At 72.5% G+C, this 19,878-nt stretch carries 20 protein-coding genes and 1 riboswitch; of the genes, 11 read left to right on the top strand and 9 right to left on the bottom strand.

Features of this window, described 5'->3' with window-relative positions; all coding sequences use genetic code 11:
- Window positions 1-12 precede the first annotated feature (12 nt).
- The 3 genes from ACFP1K_RS31360 to alc all read left to right on the top strand — a co-directional run bounded on the left by ACFP1K_RS31360 (window position 13) and on the right by alc (window position 3,498).
- Window positions 13-1,161 carry a glycerate kinase gene (locus ACFP1K_RS31360; protein ID WP_380760113.1) on the top strand — a complete coding sequence of 383 codons (1,149 nt, stop codon included), beginning with the start codon at window positions 13-15 and terminating at the stop codon, window positions 1,159-1,161.
- Entirely contained in the window at window positions 1,158-2,456 is a 1,299-nt protein-coding gene (gene allB / locus ACFP1K_RS31355) for an allantoinase AllB (protein WP_380760111.1), read from the top strand. Before ACFP1K_RS31360 ends, allB begins: the two co-directional genes overlap by 4 nt.
- A 70-nt stretch (window positions 2,457-2,526) precedes the next feature.
- Window positions 2,527-3,498, top strand: a complete 972-nt coding sequence (gene alc / locus ACFP1K_RS31350; protein ID WP_380760108.1) for an allantoicase — start codon at window positions 2,527-2,529, stop codon at window positions 3,496-3,498.
- A 46-nt stretch (window positions 3,499-3,544) separates the two neighbouring features.
- Here the strand turns inward: alc and ACFP1K_RS31345 are convergent, their stop codons facing one another.
- Window positions 3,545-3,889, bottom strand: coding sequence for a hypothetical protein (locus ACFP1K_RS31345; protein ID WP_380760106.1), 345 nt, complete (start codon window positions 3,887-3,889; stop codon window positions 3,545-3,547).
- Between ACFP1K_RS31345 and ACFP1K_RS31340 the strand changes: the two genes are divergently transcribed.
- The gene (locus tag ACFP1K_RS31340) at window positions 3,888-4,253 is read left to right on the top strand and encodes a hypothetical protein (protein WP_380760104.1); all 366 of its coding nucleotides are present in this window, start codon (window positions 3,888-3,890) and stop codon (window positions 4,251-4,253) included. The two genes, ACFP1K_RS31345 and ACFP1K_RS31340, sit on opposite strands and share 2 nt — an antisense overlap.
- Before the next feature lie 110 nt (window positions 4,254-4,363).
- Here ACFP1K_RS31340 and pknB read toward each other — a convergent pair whose 3' ends face one another.
- The 4 genes from pknB to thiO form a co-directional block, all read right to left on the bottom strand.
- A complete protein-coding gene (pknB, locus tag ACFP1K_RS31335) occupies window positions 4,364-6,268 on the bottom strand; it encodes a Stk1 family PASTA domain-containing Ser/Thr kinase (protein WP_380760102.1) in 1,905 nt (634 codons plus the stop codon).
- A gap of 80 nt (window positions 6,269-6,348) precedes the next feature.
- Complete coding sequence (locus tag ACFP1K_RS31330; protein WP_380760099.1) at window positions 6,349-7,131, bottom strand: thiazole synthase; 783 nt, start codon at window positions 7,129-7,131, stop codon at window positions 6,349-6,351.
- 22 nt (window positions 7,132-7,153) lie between these two features.
- Window positions 7,154-7,354 carry a sulfur carrier protein ThiS gene (thiS, locus tag ACFP1K_RS31325; RefSeq protein ID WP_380760097.1) on the bottom strand — a complete coding sequence of 67 codons (201 nt, stop codon included), beginning with the start codon at window positions 7,352-7,354 and terminating at the stop codon, window positions 7,154-7,156.
- 66 nt (window positions 7,355-7,420) lie between these two features.
- Complete coding sequence (gene thiO / locus ACFP1K_RS31320) at window positions 7,421-8,587, bottom strand: glycine oxidase ThiO (RefSeq protein ID WP_380760094.1); 1,167 nt, start codon at window positions 8,585-8,587, stop codon at window positions 7,421-7,423.
- 24 nt (window positions 8,588-8,611) lie between these two features.
- Window positions 8,612-8,725: riboswitch (TPP riboswitch) on the bottom strand.
- Window positions 8,726-8,864: 139 nt separating this feature from the next.
- Between thiO and ACFP1K_RS31315 the strand changes: the two genes are divergently transcribed.
- From ACFP1K_RS31315 to thiE, 3 genes are read left to right on the top strand one after another with little or no spacing between them, the layout of a single operon-like run.
- Window positions 8,865-10,034: an NAD(P)/FAD-dependent oxidoreductase gene (locus tag ACFP1K_RS31315; RefSeq protein ID WP_380760092.1), complete on the top strand. Its 1,170-nt coding sequence runs from the start codon at window positions 8,865-8,867 to the stop codon at window positions 10,032-10,034.
- A gap of 48 nt (window positions 10,035-10,082) precedes the next feature.
- On the top strand, window positions 10,083-10,457 hold the full coding sequence (locus ACFP1K_RS31310) for an Rv2175c family DNA-binding protein (RefSeq protein WP_380760090.1): 375 nt from the start codon (window positions 10,083-10,085) through the stop codon (window positions 10,455-10,457).
- Window positions 10,435-11,073: a thiamine phosphate synthase gene (gene thiE, locus ACFP1K_RS31305; RefSeq protein WP_380760087.1), complete on the top strand. Its 639-nt coding sequence runs from the start codon at window positions 10,435-10,437 to the stop codon at window positions 11,071-11,073. Before ACFP1K_RS31310 ends, thiE begins: the two co-directional genes overlap by 23 nt.
- Before the next feature lie 2,044 nt (window positions 11,074-13,117).
- Here thiE and ACFP1K_RS31300 read toward each other — a convergent pair.
- Window positions 13,118-14,185, bottom strand: coding sequence for a polyprenyl synthetase family protein (locus tag ACFP1K_RS31300; RefSeq protein WP_380760085.1), 1,068 nt, complete (start codon window positions 14,183-14,185; stop codon window positions 13,118-13,120).
- A gap of 148 nt (window positions 14,186-14,333) precedes the next feature.
- On the opposite strand from ACFP1K_RS31300, the gene metF reads away from it, so the two are divergent.
- A complete protein-coding gene (metF, locus tag ACFP1K_RS31295; protein WP_380760082.1) occupies window positions 14,334-15,272 on the top strand; it encodes a methylenetetrahydrofolate reductase [NAD(P)H] in 939 nt (312 codons plus the stop codon).
- A gap of 523 nt (window positions 15,273-15,795) precedes the next feature.
- On the opposite strand, the gene ACFP1K_RS31290 is transcribed toward metF, so the two are convergent.
- Window positions 15,796-16,236, bottom strand: coding sequence for an SAV_6107 family HEPN domain-containing protein (locus ACFP1K_RS31290; protein ID WP_380760080.1), 441 nt, complete (start codon window positions 16,234-16,236; stop codon window positions 15,796-15,798).
- Between the two features lie 593 nt (window positions 16,237-16,829).
- Between ACFP1K_RS31290 and ACFP1K_RS31285 the strand changes: the two genes are divergently transcribed.
- Window positions 16,830-17,069 (top strand): hypothetical protein, encoded by a 240-nt coding sequence (locus tag ACFP1K_RS31285; RefSeq protein ID WP_380760078.1) that lies wholly within the window; start codon window positions 16,830-16,832, stop codon window positions 17,067-17,069.
- A gap of 129 nt (window positions 17,070-17,198) precedes the next feature.
- Here ACFP1K_RS31285 and ACFP1K_RS31280 read toward each other — a convergent pair whose 3' ends face one another.
- Window positions 17,199-18,026, bottom strand: coding sequence for a L,D-transpeptidase family protein (locus ACFP1K_RS31280; RefSeq protein WP_380760076.1), 828 nt, complete (start codon window positions 18,024-18,026; stop codon window positions 17,199-17,201).
- A 129-nt stretch (window positions 18,027-18,155) separates the two neighbouring features.
- Between ACFP1K_RS31280 and ACFP1K_RS31275 the strand changes: the two genes are divergently transcribed.
- A complete protein-coding gene (locus tag ACFP1K_RS31275) occupies window positions 18,156-18,632 on the top strand; it encodes a YbaK/EbsC family protein (RefSeq protein WP_380760074.1) in 477 nt (158 codons plus the stop codon).
- A 163-nt stretch (window positions 18,633-18,795) separates the two neighbouring features.
- Window positions 18,796-19,350: a GNAT family N-acetyltransferase gene (locus ACFP1K_RS31270; RefSeq protein WP_380760072.1), complete on the top strand. Its 555-nt coding sequence runs from the start codon at window positions 18,796-18,798 to the stop codon at window positions 19,348-19,350.
- A 26-nt stretch (window positions 19,351-19,376) separates the two neighbouring features.
- Here the strand turns inward: ACFP1K_RS31270 and bldD are convergent, their stop codons facing one another.
- Entirely contained in the window at window positions 19,377-19,871 is a 495-nt protein-coding gene (gene bldD, locus ACFP1K_RS31265) for a transcriptional regulator BldD (protein ID WP_189166358.1), read from the bottom strand.
- Window positions 19,872-19,878: the final 7 nt, after the last annotated feature.

Below are 19,878 nucleotides of genomic sequence, written 5' to 3'. Positions count from 1 at the left end.
CTGGAGGGGGCCGTGACCTCGGGACATGTGCTGGTCGCACCGGACAAGTTCAAAGGGTCCCTCACCGCGGTCGAGGTGGCGGAGCGGGTGGCCGCCGGGTTCCGCGCCGTGCGGCCGGAGGTGGCGGTGGTGACCATGCCGGTGGCCGACGGCGGGGACGGAACGGTGGACGCCGCCGTCGCCTGCGGGTTCTCGCGGATGGAGGCGACGGTCACCGGGCCGGTCGGTGATCTCGTGAGAGGCGCGTACGGGCTGAGCGACGGGGTGGCGGTCGTCGAACTGGCGGAGGCGTCAGGGCTCCGGCGCCTTCCCGGGGGACGGGCGGCGCCGCTGACGGCCACCAGCGCGGGGACCGGCGACCTGATCGCGGCGGCCTTGGCGCACGGGGCGCGCCGGGTGGTGATCGGGCTCGGCGGGAGCGCCTGCACCGATGGGGGCGCGGGCATGATGCGAGCCCTCGGTGTGCGTCTGCTGGACGCGCAGGGGCACGATCTGGCGTCCGGGGGAGCCGCGCTCACCGGTCTCCACGCGCTGGACACGACGGGCTTCACCCGGCCGGACGGCGTCACGTTCGCCCTGGCGAGCGACGTGGACAACCCTCTGCTCGGGCCGGACGGCGCCGCCGCCGTCTACGCACCGCAGAAGGGGGCGAGTCCGGCGGACGTGGCCAGGCTGGAGGAAGGGCTGGCCCGGTTCGCCGACGTCGTTGAGCGCGAGCTCGGCGTCCGGGTGCGGGACGCGCCGGGGGCGGGCGCGGCCGGCGGGACGGGGTTCGCCGCGATGGCCTTCCTCGGCGCCACCTCCGGCTCGGGCATCACGCTCCTCCTGGACCTAATGGGCTTCGCGGCCCACCTCCCCGGCGCCGCCCTCGTCGTCACCGGAGAGGGAAAACTGGACGACCAGACCCTCCGCGGCAAGGCCCCCGCCGGAGTCGCCGCGGCCGCGGCCGGCGCCGGGATCCCGGTGATCGCGGTGTGCGGCCGCAACACCCTCACCCCCGGCCGCCTCCACCAGGCGGGCATCGCCCAGGCATTCGACCTCGCCGCCATCGAGCCCGACCCGGAACGCAGCATGACCCAGGCCGGCCCCCTGCTGGAACGGCTGGCCGCCACCATCGCCACCCAGTGGCCGACCCCATCAGTCAGGGAGTGGAGCCGATGAGCGCGTTCGACCTGGTCGTGCGGTCCCGCCGGGCCGTGACCCCGGACGGCGAGCGCCCGCTGGCCGTGGCCGTCCAGGACGGGAGGATCGCCGCGCTGGCCCCGTACGACGAGCCACCCGAGGCGGCCGTGCGGACGGACCTCGGGGACACCTGCCTCCTCCCCGGCCTCGTCGACACGCACGTGCACGTCAACGAGCCGGGACGCACCGAATGGGAGGGCTTCGCCACCGCCACCAGAGCCGCCGCCGCCGGCGGCGTGACCACGATCGTGGACATGCCCCTCAACTCCCTGCCCCCCACGGTGGACGCCGCGGCCCTGGCGGTGAAACGAAAGGCCGCCGCCGGCCAGTGCGCGGTCGACGTCGGCTTCTGGGGCGGGGCGATCCCGGGGAACGTCCCCGCCCTGCGGCCGTTGCACGAGGCGGGGGTCTACGGGTTCAAGTGCTTCCTGTCCCCGTCCGGAGTGGACGAGTTCCCGCCCCTGGACGACGCCGGCCTGCGCGCCGCCCTCACCGAGATCGCGGCGTTCGACGGCCTCATGGTGGTGCACGCCGAGGACCCGGCCCTGCTCACCGAACCCACAGGCCCGGGATACGCCGAGTTCCTCGGCTCCCGGCCGGGGGAGTCCGAGCGCCGGGCCGTGGAGAGGGTCATCGACGCCGCCCGGGACACCGGCGCCCGGGTCCACATCCTGCACGTCTCGTCCGCCTCCTGCCTGGACCCCCTGGAGGCGGCCAGGCGGGACGGGGTGCGGATCACCGCCGAGACCTGCCCCCACTACCTGACCCTCACCGCCGACCAGGTCCGCGGCCCCGAGTTCAAGTGCTGCCCCCCGATCCGCGACGGCGGCAACCGCGACGCCCTCTGGGAGGGCCTGGACCGAGGCGTGCTCGACTGCGTCGTCTCCGACCACTCCCCGTCCACCCCCGACCTCAAGGTCCCCGACTTCGCCGCCGCCTGGGGCGGCATCTCCTCCCTCCAGCTCGGCCTCCCCGCCGTCTGGACCGAGGCCAGGGAACGCGGCCACGCCCCGGCCCGCGTGGTGGAATGGATGTCCGCCCGCACGGCCGCCCTGGCCGGCCTCACCGCCAAGGGCGCCATCGCCACAGGCAGGGACGCCGACCTGGTCGCCTTCGACGACACCGCCGAGTTCACCGTGGACGCCGCCCACCTGCGCCACCGCAACCCGATCACCGCCTACCACGGCCGAACCCTGACCGGTGTGGTCCGCGCGACCTGGCTCCGCGGCCGTCCAGTGACCGACGCCACCCAGCCGTTTGGAGACCTCCTGTGACCCATCTTCGCCCGCCGGGCACCACCGACGGCCGGCGCCCGTCGCGCGGCCGCGAGGCCGGTGACCGCACGTGAGCGACGTCGGCAGGCTGCCCGACCTGGCGTCCCGCGCGTACGGCGGGTCGGTACTCGCCGCCAGCGACGAGTCGTTCGCCGAGCGCCAGTCGCTCATCCTCCCCGGCGCCTCCACCTTCCGCCCGCACACCTTCGGCGCCCGGGGCCAGGTCTACGACGGCTGGGAGACCCGCCGCCGCCGCGACCCCGGCCACGACTGGGCGATCATCCGCCTGGGCCTGCCCGGTATCGTCCGCGGCGTCGTCGTCGACACCGCCTGGTTCACCGGCAACCACCCCGCCTTCGCCTCCGTGGAGGCCTGCGCCGCCGACGGCCACCCCACGGTGGCCGAAGTCCAGCACGCCACCTGGACGGAGATCGTCCCGAAGAGCCCCCTCACCGGCGACACCGCCCACGAGTTCGCCGTGGAACACCCCCACCGCGTCACCCACCTGCGCCTCAACATCCACCCCGACGGCGGCGTCGCCCGCCTCCGGGCTCACGGCGAGGTGATCCCCGACCCGGCCCGCTACGAGGGCCTCACCACCGACCTCGCCGCCCTGGAGAACGGCGGCCTCGTCATCGCCTGCTCCAACGAGTTCTACTCCTCGCCGTCCAACGTCCTCGCCCCCGGCCTCCCCCGCACCCAGGCCGAAGGCTGGGAGACCGCCCGCCGCCGCGACGACGGAAACGACTGGCTGATCATCCGCCTGGGCCTCCCCGGCGTGATCCACCTGGCCGAACTGGACACCACCAACCTCGTCTACAACGCCCCCGCCTCCGCCACCCTCACCGCCACCCACCTCCAGCCAGGCGCCCCCCTCGAAGACGCCTCCTGGTTCCCCCTCCTGGAGAAAACCCGCCTCCAGCCCGACACCCGCCACCACTTCCGCCTGCCAACCCCACCCCCCGCCACCCACGTCCGCCTGGACATCCACCCCGACGGCGGCCTGGGCCGCCTCCGCCTGCACGGCACCCCGTCCCCATGACGAGGCCCGGCCGCGCCACGATGCGGCCCGGCCGGGAATCGACGCGTCAGTCGCTGCTGAAGATCCCGTCGCGGAACAGCTCGTCGACGGAGTTCACGCTGCCGGAGCGCAGCAGCCACACCTCAAGCCGGTTGAGGCTGGCGCACGACATGATGCGCGTCCGAGCGTCCTCGGAGACATGAAGCTCACGACCCGTCAGAACCATCAGCAGGGCCTCGGCCACGCCCTCCAGGCGTCCCTCGGCCTTCCCTTCGGCCTTCCCCTCGGCCTTCCCCTCCAGGCGTCCCTCGGCCTTGCCCTCCCGCTTGCCTTCCTCTAGCCCCGCCGCGCGGCCCTTGCCGAAGTGCTCGCGGGCGAACGGGCTGTAAACGGGCCAGTCGGTGGATGACATGATCTCCTCCAGGGTGCGCCGTGCGGCCTTCGACTGCGGAGCGTGTTCGGGTGGCGACCTTGGCGTCACCACAGACCACCAGGACGGTGACCGGGCAGTCCAGCCGCAGCCAGAGAGCCGCGGCGTACCGGGCCAGCGCACGCCTCTTGGACTCCCTGATCTCCTGCTGGATCTCGACGACGATGCCGTGCACCGGCTCACGCCGGGTACCGAGCACGATCACCGTGTCGGCGTGGAAGTCCACGGACGGCCGGTCGTTGAAGTCGCTCCCGGCCAGCTCCACCGGAGCGTTGCAGGGAAGCGGTATGTCGAGCTGTTCCCGGAGGAGCTCCACGGCGAACTCGGGCCGGTTCCGGAACAGTGAATTGAGAGTGTCGTGTACAGCGGATGGCATGTCACGGGAAGTTAGCAGGGGAACACTTTACGTGACGGGGTTTCGCGTTCGGCGGCGGTGATCGGACCGGACCCGGTGCGTCAGTGCCAGATGGTGATGCGGGTGCCGGCGGGGGCCTGGCCGAGGGGGTTTTCGGCGATGACGGCGCCGGAGCCGGCGATGCGGCGGACCTTTACCTGGAAGCCTGCCTGGCGGAGTTCCAGGGTGGCGTCTCTGATGCTCTTGAAGCGGACGTCGGGGATGGCGACCAGGGTCTGGCCGGGCTGGACGTTGTCGTCGCGTTCCCAGGGCCAGCGGAAGCCTGTGTCGGGGCCCTTGGAGCAGGTCAGCTGGACCTGCTGGCCGGCTGTGACCTCGGCACGGGGGGCGGGGTTCTGGGCGATCACGGTGCCGGGCTGGGCGTCGTCGACCTGCTGGACGACGGTGGGGGTGAAGCCCTTCTGGCGGAGGAAGGCGTCGGCCTGGTCGCACTGCATCTCGCTGACGTCGGGCATCAGCTGGCCGGCGCTGAGGACGAGGCCGACCTTGCCGCCCTCGCGGACCTTGGTGCCCACCTGGGGGCTGGTGCGCAGGACCAGGCCGCGTTGCACGGTGTCGCTCGGGACCTTGCTGACCGAGCCGGCGGTCAGGCCGGCTTCGGAGATCTTGGCGCGGGCCTCGGCCTCGGTGAGGTTCACGACGTTGGGGACGGCGATCTTGACGGGGCCGGACGACGGGACCAGCGTGATGGCCGAGCCGCTCAGCACCTCGCGGCCCGCCGCGGGGTCGGTGCGCAGCACCTTGCCCTCACCGAGCTTGCTGTCGTGCTCGGCGGGGCCGACCTTCACCTCGAACCCGCGCTTGGCGGCCTCGGCCTTGGCGACCGTGAGGTTCATGCCGAGCAGGTCGGGGACCTTGTCGTAGCGGCCCTCGGAGAACCACCACCCGGTCCCCACGATGGCGCCGATCATCACCACGGCCAGCGCGACCAGGAACCAGTTGGGGCGCAGTCGCCGGGACTCCCGCGGCGGCCGGAGCGGCGCGGGCGGCGCGGTCAGCAGGTCGGCCGCGGGATGGATCAGCGTCGGGTTGGCGGGCGGGGCATGCCCCGCCGGGCCGGCCGGGACGGCGTGCCGCGCGGGGACACCGCCGCCGGCGGGCAGGGTGCGGTGGGCGTCCACGGCGGCGACCAGCAGCGCGGTGGCGTCGGGCGGGCGCCGGTCGGGCTCGCGGTCGGTGGCGGCCAGCACAAGGGCGTCCAGCCGCGGCGGCGTGTCGGGCACCAGCGCCGACGGGGCGGGCACCCGGTCGTGCACGTGGCGGTACGCCACCGACATGGGGTTCTCCGCCTCGTACGGCTGCCGGCCGGTCAGCAGCTCGTACAGCATCACCCCGGCCGCGTAGACGTCGCTGCGCGCGTCGGTGTGCCCGGCGGTGACCTGCTCGGGCGACATGTACGCGATGGTGCCGATCATGACGCCGGTACGGGTCTGGTGGCTGCCGCCCTCGATGGCCCGCGCCAGCCCGAAGTCCACGACCTTGACCCGGCCGTCGTCGGTGAGCAGGACGTTCTCCGGCTTGACGTCGCGGTGCACCATGCCCGCCTGATGGGCCGCGCCGAGCGCCGCCAGCACCGGGATCATGATCTCCAGCGCCTCGCGGGCGGGCAGCCGGGTGCGGCGGCGCAGCACGTCGCGCAGCGTGCTCCCCGGCACGTACTCCATGGAGAGGTACACGTGGTCGCCGTCGGTGCCCTGGTCGAAGACGTGCACCACGTTCGGGTGCGACAGGCTCGCCACGGACTTGGCCTCGCCGATGAACCGCCGCACGAAGTCGGGGTCCTCGGCCAGCGAACGATGCATGACCTTCAGGGCCACCGTGCGGTCGAGGCGGATGTCCAGCGCCAGGTAGACCGCCGCCATCCCACCCCGGGCGACCCGGGACTCAACGCGGTAGCGCCCGTCCAGCAGCCGCCCTACGAGGGGATCCGCAACCGTCGTGTCCACAGGAGTGAGTTTACGGGCGGTTTGCCAGGCTGAGGGTGGGGTCATCCCAAACCGATGCCGACATGTTTCCCCACCCCAGCTCAGCGATCCCGGTCGGCCGGCGCGACCGCCGGCGAGGACGCCTCAGCGTACCGGCGGCGGGGGATCCTGCCCGCCAGGCGCGCCCGGCGACCGGCCACGACGGCGTCGCGCATGGCCGCCGCCATGAGGCCGGGCCGCTTGGCCCGGGTGACCGCGCTGGCCAGCAGCACCGCGTCACAGCCGAGCTCCATCGCCAGTGCGGCGTCGCTGGCCGTGCCGATGCCGGCGTCCAGGATCACCGGCACGCCGGCCGCCTCGACGATGAGCTCGATGTTGTGCGGGTTGCGGATGCCGAGGCCGGACCCGATGGGGGAGCCGAGCGGCATGACGGCCGCGCACCCCGCCTGCTCCAGCCGCCGGGCCAGCGCCGGGTCGTCCCCGATGTACGGCAGCACGGTGAAGCCGTCGGCCACCAGCCGCTCGGCGGCGTCGAACGTCTCGATGGGGTCGGGCAGCAGCGTGCGCTCCTCGCTGATCACCTCGAGCTTCACCCACGACGTGCCGAGCGCCTCGCGGGCCAGCCGCGCGGTGAGCACGGCCTCCCCGGCGGTGAAACACCCCGCGGTGTTGGGCAGCACCTTGATGCCCCGCTCGCGCAGCACGTCCAGCACCGACCCCTGGGCGGCGGGGTCCAGGCGGCGCATGGCCACCGTGGTGATCTCGGTGCCGGACGCCTCCAGCGCGCGGTCCAGCACGTCCAGGGACGGCGCGCCGCCGGTGCCCATGATGAGGCGGGAGCCGAACTTCTCCCCGCCCAGGATCAGCGTGTCGTCGTCCGTCATGTCCGCCTTCCCGTACACCTGTTCAGCCACCCTGCACCGCCGTCAGCACCTCGACGCGGTCGTTCTCGCCGAGCGCGGTCGACTCCCAGTCGCCGCGCCGGACCACCTCGTCGTTCAGCGCCACCGCCACCCCGCCCGCGGCGGGGGTCAGCTGCCGTACGGCCTGCCCGACCGTGGTGCCGTCAGGCAGATCGCGGGCCTTGCCGTTGATCGTCACCTTCATATGCCTTTACGGGGCGCGTCCCGGCCGAGGGGCCGGGGACGGCGCCCCATCCTCCTTGCCGTCTGTTCAGGGGTACGGGTGCGCGGCCCGGCCGGCGAACCGCATGGGCGAGCAGATGGCCGCCACCGGCGGGTCGCCCTCGGGACGCCCGCCCGCGAGCTCGCCCGCCACGTGCTCGGCGGTCAGCGGGGCCAGCAGGACGCCGCCGCGGTGGTGCCCGGTGGCGAGCATCAGGCCGGGCAGGGACGTGGGGCCGATCACCGGGAGGTTGTCCGGCGTGCCGGGGCGCAGGCCGGCGAAGGTGTCCACCACCTCCAGCTCGGTGATGCCCGGCACCAGCTCGCGGGCGTCGCGCAGCAGCTCGTACAGCCCGCCCGCGGTCACCCGGGTGTCGAACCCCATCTCCTCCTGCGAGGCGCCGAGCACGACCTCGCCGTCCCCGCGCGGCACGAGATACGCCGACGAGCCGTGCACCACGCCGCGCACGCAGTGCCCGAGGAACCCCGGCGCGCCGCGCAGCCGCATGATCTGCCCCTTGACCGGCCGCACCGGGGGCAGCACGCCCGGCGGCAGCCCCTCCAGCGCGCCGGACCACGCTCCGGCCGCGAGCACGACGTGGTCCGCGTGGACCGTCCCGCCGCCCTCCAGCCGCACGCCCCGCGCCGCGCCGCCCTCGGTCGTCACCCCGGTCACCCGCGCGGGCACCAGCGTCACCCCGCGCCGCCCGGCGGCGGCCAGCAGGGCGGCGACGACCCGGCGCGGGTCCACCCAGGCGTCCCCCGCGGCCAGGATGCCGCCGCGCACCGACGGGGCCAGCATCGGCTCGGCCCGGCGGCACTCGCGGCCGGTGAGCCGTTCCACCGGCAGTCGCAGCTTGTCCATGAAGTCCGCCAGCTCGCCGAGCGCCGTCACGTCGTCGGCGCCGAACGCCACGGCCAGGGTGCCGTCCGACCGGTGGTCGACGTCCATGCCGGACTCGGCGGACAGCTCGGCGGCGAACGCGGGCCACCGGGCCAGGGACGCCATGCCGAGCCGCAGCAACGGCTCCTCGGTGTAGGTCACCTCGCTCACCGGGGCGAGCATCCCGGCCGCCGCGTGGGTGGCGCCCGACCCGGGGGAGGGGTCGGCGACGACGACGGACAGGCCGAGCGCGGCGGCGCGCCAGGCGACGGACAGGCCGATGAGCCCGCCTCCGGCGACGCACACGTCGGCCCGGTAGGTCCCGGAGGCCATGGCGGCACCGTCTGCGTGCGGCACGTTCACGTGGGTCCCGCTCCCTTCGCCGGTATGATCCGGATCAGGTCTCTGGCGGTCGAGGGCCGATGAGCCCTCCTCTCAGCCCGGTCTCGCCGGACTCCCGCGCGTACTGGATGGCACCAGCCTATTCCTGCCCTCCTACGGCATGCGCACCCGGTTGAGTAGTCTCATTACCGCGCGTGCAGGGTGGTGAGCCAATTTGTTATCAAATCGCCGTTGGCAAGTTACCGGCCCGGCCGCTTAGGGTCGAGTTGTGAATCATGTCGCGGTAGTAGGCGCCGGGCTGGCCGGTGTGCGGAGTGTCGAGGCGCTACGGGCCCGAGGATTCAAGGGACGCATCACCCTGATCGGGGAGGAGTCCCATCGTCCCTACGATCGGCCCCCCCTTTCCAAAGCGGTGCTGCAGGGAGATCTGGACTCGACGGTCGTCGACTCCGACTTCGGCTCGCTCGACGTCGACCTGCGGCTCGGCGTCGCGGCCAAAGGGCTGCACGAGGGCACGCTGGAGACGACCGAGGGCGAGCTGGAGTTCGACGGCCTGATCATCGCGACCGGCGCGACGCCGATACGGCTGCGCGGCGAGGGCCCGCAGCACGTGCTGCGCACCATCGACGACGCCCTCACCCTGCGGGAGCTCATGACGTCCGGCACCAAGGTCGTGATCGTCGGCGCCGGCTGGATCGGCGCGGAGGTCGCGACGGCGGCCCGCCGGGCCGGCTCCGAGGTCGTGGTCGTGGAGGCCGCGACGTCGCCGCTGGCCACGGCGCTCGGCCGCGAGGTCGGCTCCCGCACCGCCGCGTGGTACGCCGAGGCGGGTATCGAGCTGCGGCTCGGCACCATGGTCGGCTCGGTCGACCCGGGCGGGCTGACCATGATGGACGGCACGTGGATCCCCGCCGACGTGGTGGTGACCGGCGTCGGCGTGCGGCCCAACGTGGCGTGGCTCGCCGGGTCGGGCGTCGAGCTGAACAACGGCATCGTGGTCGACGAGCACCTGCGCACGTCCATGCCGGGCGTGGTCGCGGTGGGCGACTGCGCCAACTGGTGGTCGCGCCGCTTCGGCCGCCGCCTGCGGGTCGAGCACTGGGACACCGCGCTGCACGCGCCGGAGACCGCCGTGGCCACCATGCTCGGCGGCACCGCCGTGTACGACCCGGTGCCCTACTTCTGGTCCGAGCAGTTCGGCCGCATGCTGCAGTACGCCGGGCACCACGACGGCGCGCGGCTGGTGCTGCGCGGCGACCCGGACGCCGACGCCAAGTGGGCGGCGTGCTGGCTGACCGGCGACGACCGGCTGGCGGCCATCCTGACCGTCGACCGGCCGCGTGATCTGGTCCAGGGCCGCCGCCTCGTCGAGGGCGGGCAAAGACTCGACGTCGATCGCTTGAGGGACCCCGCGACACCCTTGCGCGACTGTACATGACCTCTCTGGGGTGTTTGCGGAGTCCCGGGACGTGGTAATTGTGGTTTCGTGACGCTTTCTGTTGCGCAGATCGACCGGGAAACCGACCAGTTAGTGGGCGAATGGCTCCCCCTCACCGAGGTGGGCAGACGGCTCGGGCTCAGCACCGGCCGCGCCAAGCAGCTTCTGAAGGACAAGAAGCTGATAGGAGTCCGCCGGGGCGGTCCCGAGCCGGAGGTTCCGGCCGTGTTCATCCACCGCGACGACGTGGTCAAGGGCCTCCCGGGCACCCTGACCGTCCTGTCGGACGCGGGGTACGACGACGTGGAGGCCCTGCGGTGGCTCTTCACGTCCGACGATTCCCTGCCGGGGGCGCCGATCGACGCGATCGTCGCGGGCCGGCACACCGAGGTGAAGAGGCGTGCCCAGGCGCTCGCTTTCTGACGCCAGGCTCTACCTCTGCACCGACGGACGTCGCGCGCGGGGCGACCTGGAACCCTTCCTGGACGCCGTGCTCGGCGCGGGCGTGGACATCGTGCAGCTCCGCGAGAAAGGCCTGGAGGCCGGCGAGGAGCTCGCACTGCTGGAGGTGTTCCGCGCTGCCTGTGACCGGCACGGAGCGCTGCTGGCGGTGAACGACCGGGCCGACGTCGCGTACGCGGCCGGCCCGGACGTGCTCCACCTCGGCCAGGACGACCTCCCGGTCTCCGTCGCGCGCGCGATCGTCGGCCAGGACATGCTCATCGGCCGCTCCACCCACGCCTCCGCAGAGGCGTCGGCCGCGGCCGTGGAGGACGGCGTCGACTACTTCTGCTGCGGCCCGGTGTGGCCCACCCCCACCAAGCCCGGCAGATCGGCCCCCGGCCTGCCCTTGATCGACCAAGCGGCAGCCCTGGAGACCGACCGCCCGTGGTTCGCCATCGGCGGCATAGACCTCACCACCCTCGACGAGGTCATGTCCCACGGCGCCACCCGCGTAGTAGTCGTCCGCGCCATAACCGACTCCGACAACCCCGCCGCCATCACCAAGGAGTTCCTCCGCCGCCTGCACACGGCCTGAGCGGCCGTGTGCAGGCGGGAGCCTTGGCACGGGAGCACCCCCTCCCGCCCCCCTGTCGCTGCACTTCCGCCCCGCACGCCCGCTCCCGCCCCCATGCGCCCCACCCCGGTCGCTCTCCAGGACGGCGCCGCGACGGCGAGACGCGGCGCGGCGAAATCGGCGCCGCCGTACGGCGGATAATCCGGCGTGGGCGTGGCGCCGGTGAAATGGTCCTCGCGGGAGGCCGCGCTCCGCGCGAAGGGCGCAAGGGCTGTGCCTGTGCGGGGGACACCCCCGCACCCCCGGCCCTGCCGGGCTCATGGTGCTCCCCCCACGACGCGTTCCGCCGGGCCGGTGTCCCGCCGTATGACGGCGCCGTGTTCACCGTCCGCCCTCCCGCCGACCCGGCGCCGGTAAGACAAACCCGACGGGTGCTTCGGCGGCGCCTTTCGGCGCCCCGCCGGTTCACCCCCCACGGCCCCGCGCGGTCCCCCCGCCATCAAGACCTCACCTATCTGGCGCCGCAGCGGCGAGACGTGGGGCGGCGAATCCGGCGCCGCCTTACGGCGGTTAACCCGGGGTGTGCGGGCGCCGCCTGACATGGTCCTTGCAGAGGGCGCGCTCCGCGCGAAAGGCGCAAGGGCTGTTTTCATGCGGTGGGACACCCCCGGGCCTGCCGGGCTCCTTGTGCCCCGCCGCTACTAAGGAGTTGCTCCGCCGTCTGCACACGGCCTGAATGGCCGTGGGCGGACGGGGAGTCTTTGCGTGGCTGGGGGCTCTTTGGACGGCGCCGCGACGGCGGAGCGTTGTACGTGAATCCGGCGCTGCCGTACGGCGATGCACCCAAGGTCGTGCGGTGGCATAGTCCTTGCAATGGCGCGCTTCGCGCGAAAGGCGCACGGGCTGTTCTTATGCGGGGGACCCTCCGCACCCCTGGCCTGCCGGGCTCGTCGTTCCCCGTTGCGACCCATCCCGGTGGGGTGTGTCCCCGCCGTCCGGGCGGCGCCGAGATGGCCACTCGATGTCCCACCGCCCCGTTGCCGAAGGAAGACCTCGGCGGCCTCGGCCGTAGACGCGGCGACAGGTCGCGCTGCGCGGTCACGTGAGGTGAGATGGGGGGAGGTGACGTCCCTGGAAGTGGTGCAACTCCTGGGGATCTACTTGAAGGGTCTCGATGGCCGGCCGGCTGGCACCGAGGGCGGCGCGGTCATGATCACGGCAGCGGAATTCACACCGCCTGACGGGACGTCACTTGGGTGAGGTGATCTGCCGTGGGGAGGTTGTGGGTTCCCGGGGCGCCGCCGCTCGTGCGCGGGCGGTGCGTCGCAGGGGAGTTGGATGGGCGCTGATGCCAAGCTCGGACACGACAACGGGTGAGCCAGATCACGCCTACCGGATAGGGGTTGCTCCTGTGTTCACCGCCAAGATCACAGCTGTCCCTGGCCGATCATGTGCGGAATCGCCTATAGGAAAAGAACGCGGGACCGGCCGCCGTACAGCGGTGCCAGGTGGGGCGGATCTCCCGGCGGGGATGTGGGTGGGTGTCGCTCGGGTGGGACGTGGTGGGGTTTCTCGCCGTGCTGGTCTCGCCGTCGCGGCACAGCCGGAACGGTGCGATACATCCCACCGGGATGTGTCGCGGCGGGTCACGATGAGCCCGGCAGGCTTGGGGGTGCGGGGGTGTCCCCCGCAGGACACAGCCCTTGCGCCTTTCGCGCGGAGCGCGCCCTCTGCAAGGACTATGTCTGGCGGCGCTCGCACCCCCCGGGTTTACCGCCGTACGGCGGCGCCGATTTCGCCGCGCCGCGTCTCGCCGTCGCGGCGCCGTTCTGGAGAGTGACCGGGTGGGGTGGCGCTGCGAGGACCGTGTGAGGCGGCGCCCGCACCCTCCGGGGTTGCCGCCGTATGGCGGCGCCGATTTCGCCGCGTCTCGCCGTCGCGGCGCCGTCCTGGAGAGTGACCGGGTGGGAACGGGGTGGGAGGTAGCTCTGACGGGGGTGCAGTGGCGGCGGGGTGGGGGCAGGTGTGACGGGGGTGCGGTGGCGGTGGGGTGGGGGAGGGGGGGTTAGCTGCGGCGGGAGGTGGCGGCTATGGCTAGGTCGGTTAGGGCTTGGTGGGATTGGGGGGTTAGGGGGGCGTGGTCTAGGGAGGTCAGGGCGTCGTAGAGGTATTGCTTGATCATTTCTTCGCTGGCGGTCAGGGCGCCGGTGTCCTCGATGATTTGGCGTAGGCGGGACAGGCCCTCGTCGTCCAGGGCGGGGTCGCCCAGGAGGCGGTGGACGTCGGCGGACTGGGCGGGGGTCGCGGCGGCCAGGGTGCGGGCCACCAGCATGGTGCGCTTGCCTTCGCGGAGGTCGTCGCCGGCGGGCTTGCCGGTTTCGGCGGGGTCGCCGAAGACGCCGAGGACGTCGTCGCGCAACTGGAACGCAATGCCGACCTTGTGGCCGTACTCGACGCACAGGCGGTCGATCCACGGGCCCTGCTCACGGGCGGCGAGCACCAGGCCGAGGCGCAGGGGCTGCTCCACCGAGTACTTGCCGCTCTTGTGGAGCGCTACCCGCAGGGCGCTGTCGAACGTGCCGCCGCCCTGGGCCTGCTCCAGCAGGTCGAGGTACTGGCCGCACATCAGCTCGGTGCGCATGCGGTCGTGCACGGGCTGGGCGGCGGCGATCGCCTCATCGGGCAGCCCGCTGGTGCGCCACATCTCGCCCGACCACACCAGCAGCAGGTTGCCCAGCAGCACCGCGGCGCCCTCGCCGAACTGCCGCCCCGAGCCGTGCCACCCGGACGCCTCGTGCAGCGCCTGGAAGCGGCGGTGCGCCGACGGCTTGCCGCGGCGCAGGTCGCTGGCGTCCATGACGTCGTCGTGGATCAGCGCGCTGGCCTGCAGCAGCTCCAGTGAGGCGGCGGCCGTGAAGATCGCCGGATCGTCGTCGCCACCGGCCCCGCGCCATCCCCAGTAGCAGAACGCCGGGCGCAGCCGCTTGCCCCCCGCCAGGAAGTCCTCCGCGGTCTCGAGCAGCGGCGCCAGCTCGGGCGCGCTGACCAGGGGACGCTGCCGGTCGACGAACGCCCGCAGCCGGGCGTCCACTTCGGAGCGCAGGGCGTCCGACACGGCGAAGGAAGTGGTCATGTTCCGAGACTAATGTCCCTGTCGCCGCGACCTGCCCCACGGGGCGCCCCCTGTCACCGCCTACCGGACCCGAGCCTTTGAAGTGAGGGCCACGTATCGGGGCCGCGGTACGGGCCGGAGCCGGGGATCCACCTGTAGCCTGGGACCCATGGCTTTGGGTCGTTCTTCCGTCCTGCCGGGCCGCGTGCCCACCGTCCGCGAGCTCCTCGCCGACGGGGACCGGTCTTTCTCGTTCGAGTTCTTCCCCCCGAAGACCGACACCGGGGAGCGGCAGCTGTGGCGCGCGATCCGCGAGCTGGAGGCGCTGCGCCCCACGTTCGTCTCGGTCACCTACGGCGCGGGCGGCTCCACCAGGGACCGCACGGTCGACATCGTCGAGCGCCTCGCGCACGAGACTACGCTCACCCCCGTGGCCCACTTCACCGCGGTGGACCACTCGCTGCGTGAGCTGCGCCACCTGATCGGCAGGTTCGCCGACGCCGGGGTGCGCAACATCCTGGCCGTCCGGGGCGACCCGCCCGGTTCCGACCCGCTCGCCGAGTGGGTCGCGCATCCCGAGGGGGTGCACTACGCCGAGGATCTCGTTCGGCTGATCCGTCAGGCCGGGGAGTTCTGCGTCGGCGTGGCCGCGTTCCCGTACCGGCATCCGAGGTCGCCGTCGGTGGAGTCCGACACCGACTACTTTGTCAGGAAGTGCCGGGCGGGCGCTGATTACGCCATCACCCAGATGTTCTTCCGCGCCGAGGACTACCTGCGCCTGCGCGACCGCGTGGCGGCCCAGGGCTGCGACACCCCGATCATCCCCGGCATCATGCCCGTCACCCAGATGAGCACCATCGCCAGGTCGGAGAAGCTCTCGGGCGCCCCGTTCCCCTCCGAGGTGGCCGACCGCTTCGAGGCCGTCGCCGACGACCCCGCCGCCGTCCGCGCCCTCGGCATCGAACACGCCGCCGAGCTGTGCCAGACCCTGCTGGACGAGGGCGCCCCCGGCATCCACTTCATCACCTTCAACAAGTCCAGCGCGACCCGCGAGGTCTACCAGGCCCTCTCGCCGTCCCGCCGCCCCAGCGCCACCGCCGTCGTCTAGCGGTCCACGGAGACGTCGCCGCCGCCCGGGAGAAGGCCGGAGACCGCCGTGCCGCGGTGAACGGCTTGCCCGCGGGGCCGTGGACCGGCCGGGCGCGCGGCCTGCGGAAGGCCGCGATGATGGGGAGGCGCCCCGTGGAACAGCGCGCCGGGCCGAGCAACGTGCCCGCGGGGGGAGCGCGCCGGGTCGAGCGACGTGCCCGTGAGGGAAGCGCACTGGGCCGAGCAGTGTGCCCGTGTGGGGGGGAGCGCGCCGGGTAGAGCAATGTGCCGCTGGTGGAGCACGCCAGGTCGAGGAGCGTGCCCGTGGGGGAGCGCACTGGGCCGAGCAGTGTGCTCATGTGGGGGGAGCGCGCCGGGTAGAGCAGTGTGCCGCTGGCGGAGCACGCCGGGTCGAGGAGCGTGCCCGTGGGGGAGCGCGCTGGTTGAGAAACGCGCCGGTTGAGTGGCGCACCCGGGAGAAACGCGCCTGTGGGGGATCGTCCTGCCTGTAGGGGAACGTCCCGGGGGACAGGTGTGGTGGTTCAGCCTGCGAGGGGTGCGCGGACCGGGAGGGTGGACTGGCCGGGGACGCCGAGGATCTCTTCGACGACGCGGACGAAGGTGTCGGCCTCGGTGATGAGCTCGTCGGCGTCGCGGGCCGACACCGCGCGGACCATGCCGGCCTCGGCGGCGGCGCGCTTGGTGGCGCTGACGGCGAAGTAGGCGGCCCACTGGGCCAGGCGCGGCTCGGCCTCGGGGAGCAGTTCCCAGGCGCTGCGCAGGCGGCGCCTGCGGCCGTCCATCGGGCGGGGGAGTGCCGCGATGATCGCGGCGGCGGCGCGCAGCGCCGCCAGGTGCGCGGAGACGTACCGCTCGGCGGCTATGGATGCCGCGGCGGCGTCCGCGAGGCAGGAATGCGCGTCGGCCAGGTGCGCGCGCACGGTCTGGGAAACCCGGGGGCCTTCTCCGGACGTTCGAGTCATGTCACCCTCCTTGGGGTCGTGACCCCGGCGGTCACCGCCGGCGAGAAACACAGTCGCAGATTCCACCGACAATTCAGATGGCCCTGCATTTCGTGGTCGCTCGGACGTTCGCTCCTCGCTCTCTCCCCGAGGCACGCCCCGTGCCGCGGGCCCGCGATTCCTTTCCGCCTTTTCCGTCTGTCTCGTCGCGCGCGTGCGTATCGTGGTGGACGGGCCGGGGTGCCCGCCCAGGGCCGGACGAGGAGCTTCCCCTCTCCCCGCCCGGCCGACGCCACTTGGCCGAGGCCGCCGACGGCCGTCGCCAATAGGTGAGGGCGGGCCGCGAGTCCCACCCTCACGGTATCGAACATAGATTCGATGCGCGGGTGTGTCAAGCAACACGCGAACATGAGTTCGATCGCGTGATCGGCCGTCTCCGGGGCTCGCCGTGCCGCTTCGCGTCCTCCCGCCTGATGCCTTGACTAAAGACCCATGAATGGTGAACTTCGGCCCCTGCCTCCAGGAATGGCCGATGCCTGACTCTGTTCATGGAACGGCCGGTGATCGGGAAACTGGGCCCGGGCTTTCCCTCCCTTTCTCCTACGGGAGGACCCATGTTCAAGGCATCCGAGAACGTCACCGCCAATCAGCAGACGATTCTCACCGACCAGGAAACGATCCTCGGCAATCAGCGAGTGATCGTGAAGAACCAGGAGAAGCTCGACACCGTGCTGGGCGACCAGGCCACGATCGAAACCAACCAGGCACGCATCCTGGCCGGCCAGGACATGATCGCCAAGTCCCTGCAGGAGCTGCTCGCCAGGCAGCGGGACGAGGTGTGCGATCACCGGTGACCCGCGGGACGCAGCGCCGTGGACCTGACGGTGGGCGATCTCCGGGGTGCTCAGCGTTCCGGGCGCCCTGATCGGATGACGGAGCCGTGGACGGCGCGGGCCGCGGGCGGCGCCGCGCCGTCCGGTGTGTCAGCGGCGGAACTTGCCGCGGACGTGCACGGGGACGCCGGTGCCGAGCATGCCGGGAAGGATCTCCGCGACGTGCATGGGCAGGCGTACGCAGCCGTGTGAGGCGGGGTAGAGCGGTACCGACAGCGCGCCGTGCAGCGCGATGCCGCCGTTGAAGAAGATCGGGTTGTACAGCTGGCCCAGGTAGGACTTGTGCCAGCCGGGCCGTCGCCATGTCGTCTTGAAGTTCCCCGTGGGCGTCCGGGCGTCGCCGCAGAACCTCTGCTCGCGACCCTGCCAGACGGCCGTCTCGCAGTAAGGGATGCCGCTGCCGGAGGAGATGTGCGTGATGAGCTTCACCAGCCCTTCGTCGTAGAGCACGGCGATCTGCTTGGTGAGGTTCACCTCCACCCGGTCCGGCTTGCCGCTCGGGACCAGCACCTTGGGCGCCTTGGGATTCTCCAGGGCGTTCCACGTGCGGGAGGAGATGGTGCTGGTGGGCGTGATGCCCTGCACCTTCTGGAACGCCCAGACGGCGGACTGCGTGGTCCCCCCGTACTTGGCGTCGATCTTGCCGGGCACGTAGCCCAGCTCGCGCAGCCGGGTCTGCAGGGCCTTGACCGCCGCGCCCTTCGCGCCGAGCTTCAGCCGCCGGCCCGGCGCCGTGAACGGCGTCGGCGCCAGCGCCGGGCTCGCGGACGCCACCTGGAAGGTGACCGCCGCGCCCGCGGCCGCGCGCGCCGTCGCGGTGGCCGGGACCGGTGCGGCCGAGGCCGCCGTCCCGCCCGCGAGGAGCACGGCCGTCGCGGTCATCGCCGCCGCGGCGGCGAGCCGCGTTCCAACCCCCATGTCGGTTTTCCTTTCCCCTTCTCCATGATCTGGTCAACGGACATTAGCGCACCGATCATGACCGAACGCGCTCTGTTCCGCAGATGTAATCAATGGCCCATCTCTCGTCATGGTGTTTAGAGTGTGCGGATGCCAGAAAAGTTGCATCCGAGCGTGGTGAGGGTGTCCGCGGCGCTGCGCGGCCTGGGTGTGGAGGGCGAGGTCGTGGTTCTCACCGACCCGGCTCCCACCGCGGTGACCGCGGCGGCGCAGGTGGGCTGCGAGGTCGGCGCCATCGCCAACAGCCTGGTGTTCGACGCGGACGGCGAGCCGCTGCTGGTGCTGACCAGTGGCGCCCATCGGGTGGACACCACGCTCGTGGCGGGGCTGGTCGGCGTGGCCAAGGTCAAGCGGGCCACGCCGGAGTTCGTGAAGGCCGCGACCGGCCAGACGATCGGCGGGGTGGCGCCCGTGGGGCACCCGGCGCCGATCCGTACGCTGGTCGACAAGTGGCTGAGCCGGCACGGGGTGGTCTGGGCCGCCGGCGGCCATGCGCACACCGTGTTCCCCACGACGTTCGACGAGCTCGTCCGCATCACCGGCGGGACCCCGGTCGAGGTGGAGTAGACCCGGTCACGGGATTCGGCGGGCGGGCCCCGCTGTGCGGCGGGCGGAAAAGTTGATGCGCCGAGCGGGGGCGGCGGTGCGCCGGGTGGGGAAATCGGGGGGCAAGATCGCTTTGACCCGGTTTCGACCCTGGGGGTATCGGAGCCCTGCTAATGTGCGAAAAGTGATCGAACTGCGACGCACCGGTCCGGAAGGGTTCACTGCCGCACTGGACACCGTGATCGAGATCTACACGGCGGCCATGCGCCCCCCGGCCGAGCAGCTGACCGGGCGGCAGGGCATCATGCGCAACCACGCGACGTTCCCCGACTTCACCTGCCTGCTCGCCGAGACCGACGGCGACGTGGTCGCGGGGTTCGGCTACGCGTTCCACGGCGCGCCCGGCCAGTGGTGGCACGACGTGGTGCGCCGCGCGCTGGAGGACCGGGCGGGCCGGGACGCGGGCCTGGCGTGGTTCGGCGACGCCCTGGAGATCGCGGAGATCCACGTGCGCCCCGACTACCAGGGCAAAGGCATAGGACGGCGCCTGGTGCAGGGATTGTGCGAGGGCCGGGCCGAGCGCACCGCCGTGTTGTCCACCCACGACCAGCCGACGGCGGCACGCCATCTGTACCGGCGGCTGGGTTTCGTGGACCTGCTCGGCGCCTTCGTGTTCCCCGGTGGCTACGAGCGCTACGCGATCGTGGGGGCGACGCTCCCGCTACGGCCTGTGGCGTAGCGGGCGGCCCGGCCCGTCGCGGTGCGTCAGAAGGACTCGACGGCGCGGCGCGCCTCGGCGTCCAGGACTCCCCAGTTGATGAGCTCCTCGGTCAGCTCGGTGGGGGACTTGTCATAGATGACGGCAAGCGAACGCAGGTCCTCCTGGCGGATCGACAGCACCTTGCCGTTGTAGTCGCCGCGCTGGCTCTGGATGGTGGCCGCGTACCGCGCGAGCGCGCCGGCCTTCTCCTTCGGCAGCTGGGCGAGGCGCTCAAGGTCGATCACCAGCTTGGGTGTCGGTCCAAGCGGGCTCGGCGCGGAGCCGCCGGGGAGCAGCTCCGAGACCGGCACTCCGTAGAAGTCGGCCAGCTCGGCCAGCTTCTGCACGGTCACAGCCCGGTCACCACGCTCGTAGGAGCCGACGACGACGGCTTTCCATCGCCCCCGCGACTTCTCCTCGACTCCGTGCAGCGAAAGTCCCTGCTGGGTGCGGATGGCGCGAAGGCGCGCCCCCAGCGACTTGGCGTAGTCAGACGGCATGTGTGGC

It is taken from the genome of Sphaerisporangium aureirubrum (genome assembly GCF_042658925.1).
Lineage (GTDB): Bacteria > Actinomycetota > Actinomycetes > Streptosporangiales > Streptosporangiaceae > Sphaerisporangium > Sphaerisporangium aureirubrum.
Note: the sequence above shows the minus strand (reverse complement) of the source record. Positions and strands in the feature narration are given on the sequence as shown.

Bases quoted from the DNA above. Each gene is read 5' to 3' on its own strand.
- thiO (WP_380760094.1), bottom strand. From the start codon at position 8,587: ATGGCCTCCGGGACCTACCGGGCCGACGTGTGCGTCGCCGGAGGCGGG.
- ACFP1K_RS31280 (WP_380760076.1), bottom strand. From the start codon at position 18,026: ATGGGGGTTGGAACGCGGCTCGCCGCCGCGGCGGCGATGACCGCGACG.
- ACFP1K_RS31285 (WP_380760078.1), top strand. From the start codon at position 16,830: ATGTTCAAGGCATCCGAGAACGTCACCGCCAATCAGCAGACGATTCTC.
- ACFP1K_RS31330 (WP_380760099.1), bottom strand. From the start codon at position 7,131: ATGACGGACGACGACACGCTGATCCTGGGCGGGGAGAAGTTCGGCTCC.
- metF (WP_380760082.1), top strand. From the start codon at position 14,334: ATGGCTTTGGGTCGTTCTTCCGTCCTGCCGGGCCGCGTGCCCACCGTC.
- ACFP1K_RS31345 (WP_380760106.1), bottom strand. From the start codon at position 3,889: ATGTCATCCACCGACTGGCCCGTTTACAGCCCGTTCGCCCGCGAGCAC.
- ACFP1K_RS31300 (WP_380760085.1), bottom strand. From the start codon at position 14,185: ATGACCACTTCCTTCGCCGTGTCGGACGCCCTGCGCTCCGAAGTGGAC.
- ACFP1K_RS31340 (WP_380760104.1), top strand. From the start codon at position 3,888: ATGATCTCCTCCAGGGTGCGCCGTGCGGCCTTCGACTGCGGAGCGTGT.
- bldD (WP_189166358.1), bottom strand. From the start codon at position 19,871: ATGCCGTCTGACTACGCCAAGTCGCTGGGGGCGCGCCTTCGCGCCATC.
- thiS (WP_380760097.1), bottom strand. From the start codon at position 7,354: ATGAAGGTGACGATCAACGGCAAGGCCCGCGATCTGCCTGACGGCACC.
- ACFP1K_RS31275 (WP_380760074.1), top strand. From the start codon at position 18,156: ATGCCAGAAAAGTTGCATCCGAGCGTGGTGAGGGTGTCCGCGGCGCTG.
- allB (WP_380760111.1), top strand. From the start codon at position 1,158: ATGAGCGCGTTCGACCTGGTCGTGCGGTCCCGCCGGGCCGTGACCCCG.
- ACFP1K_RS31290 (WP_380760080.1), bottom strand. From the start codon at position 16,236: ATGACTCGAACGTCCGGAGAAGGCCCCCGGGTTTCCCAGACCGTGCGC.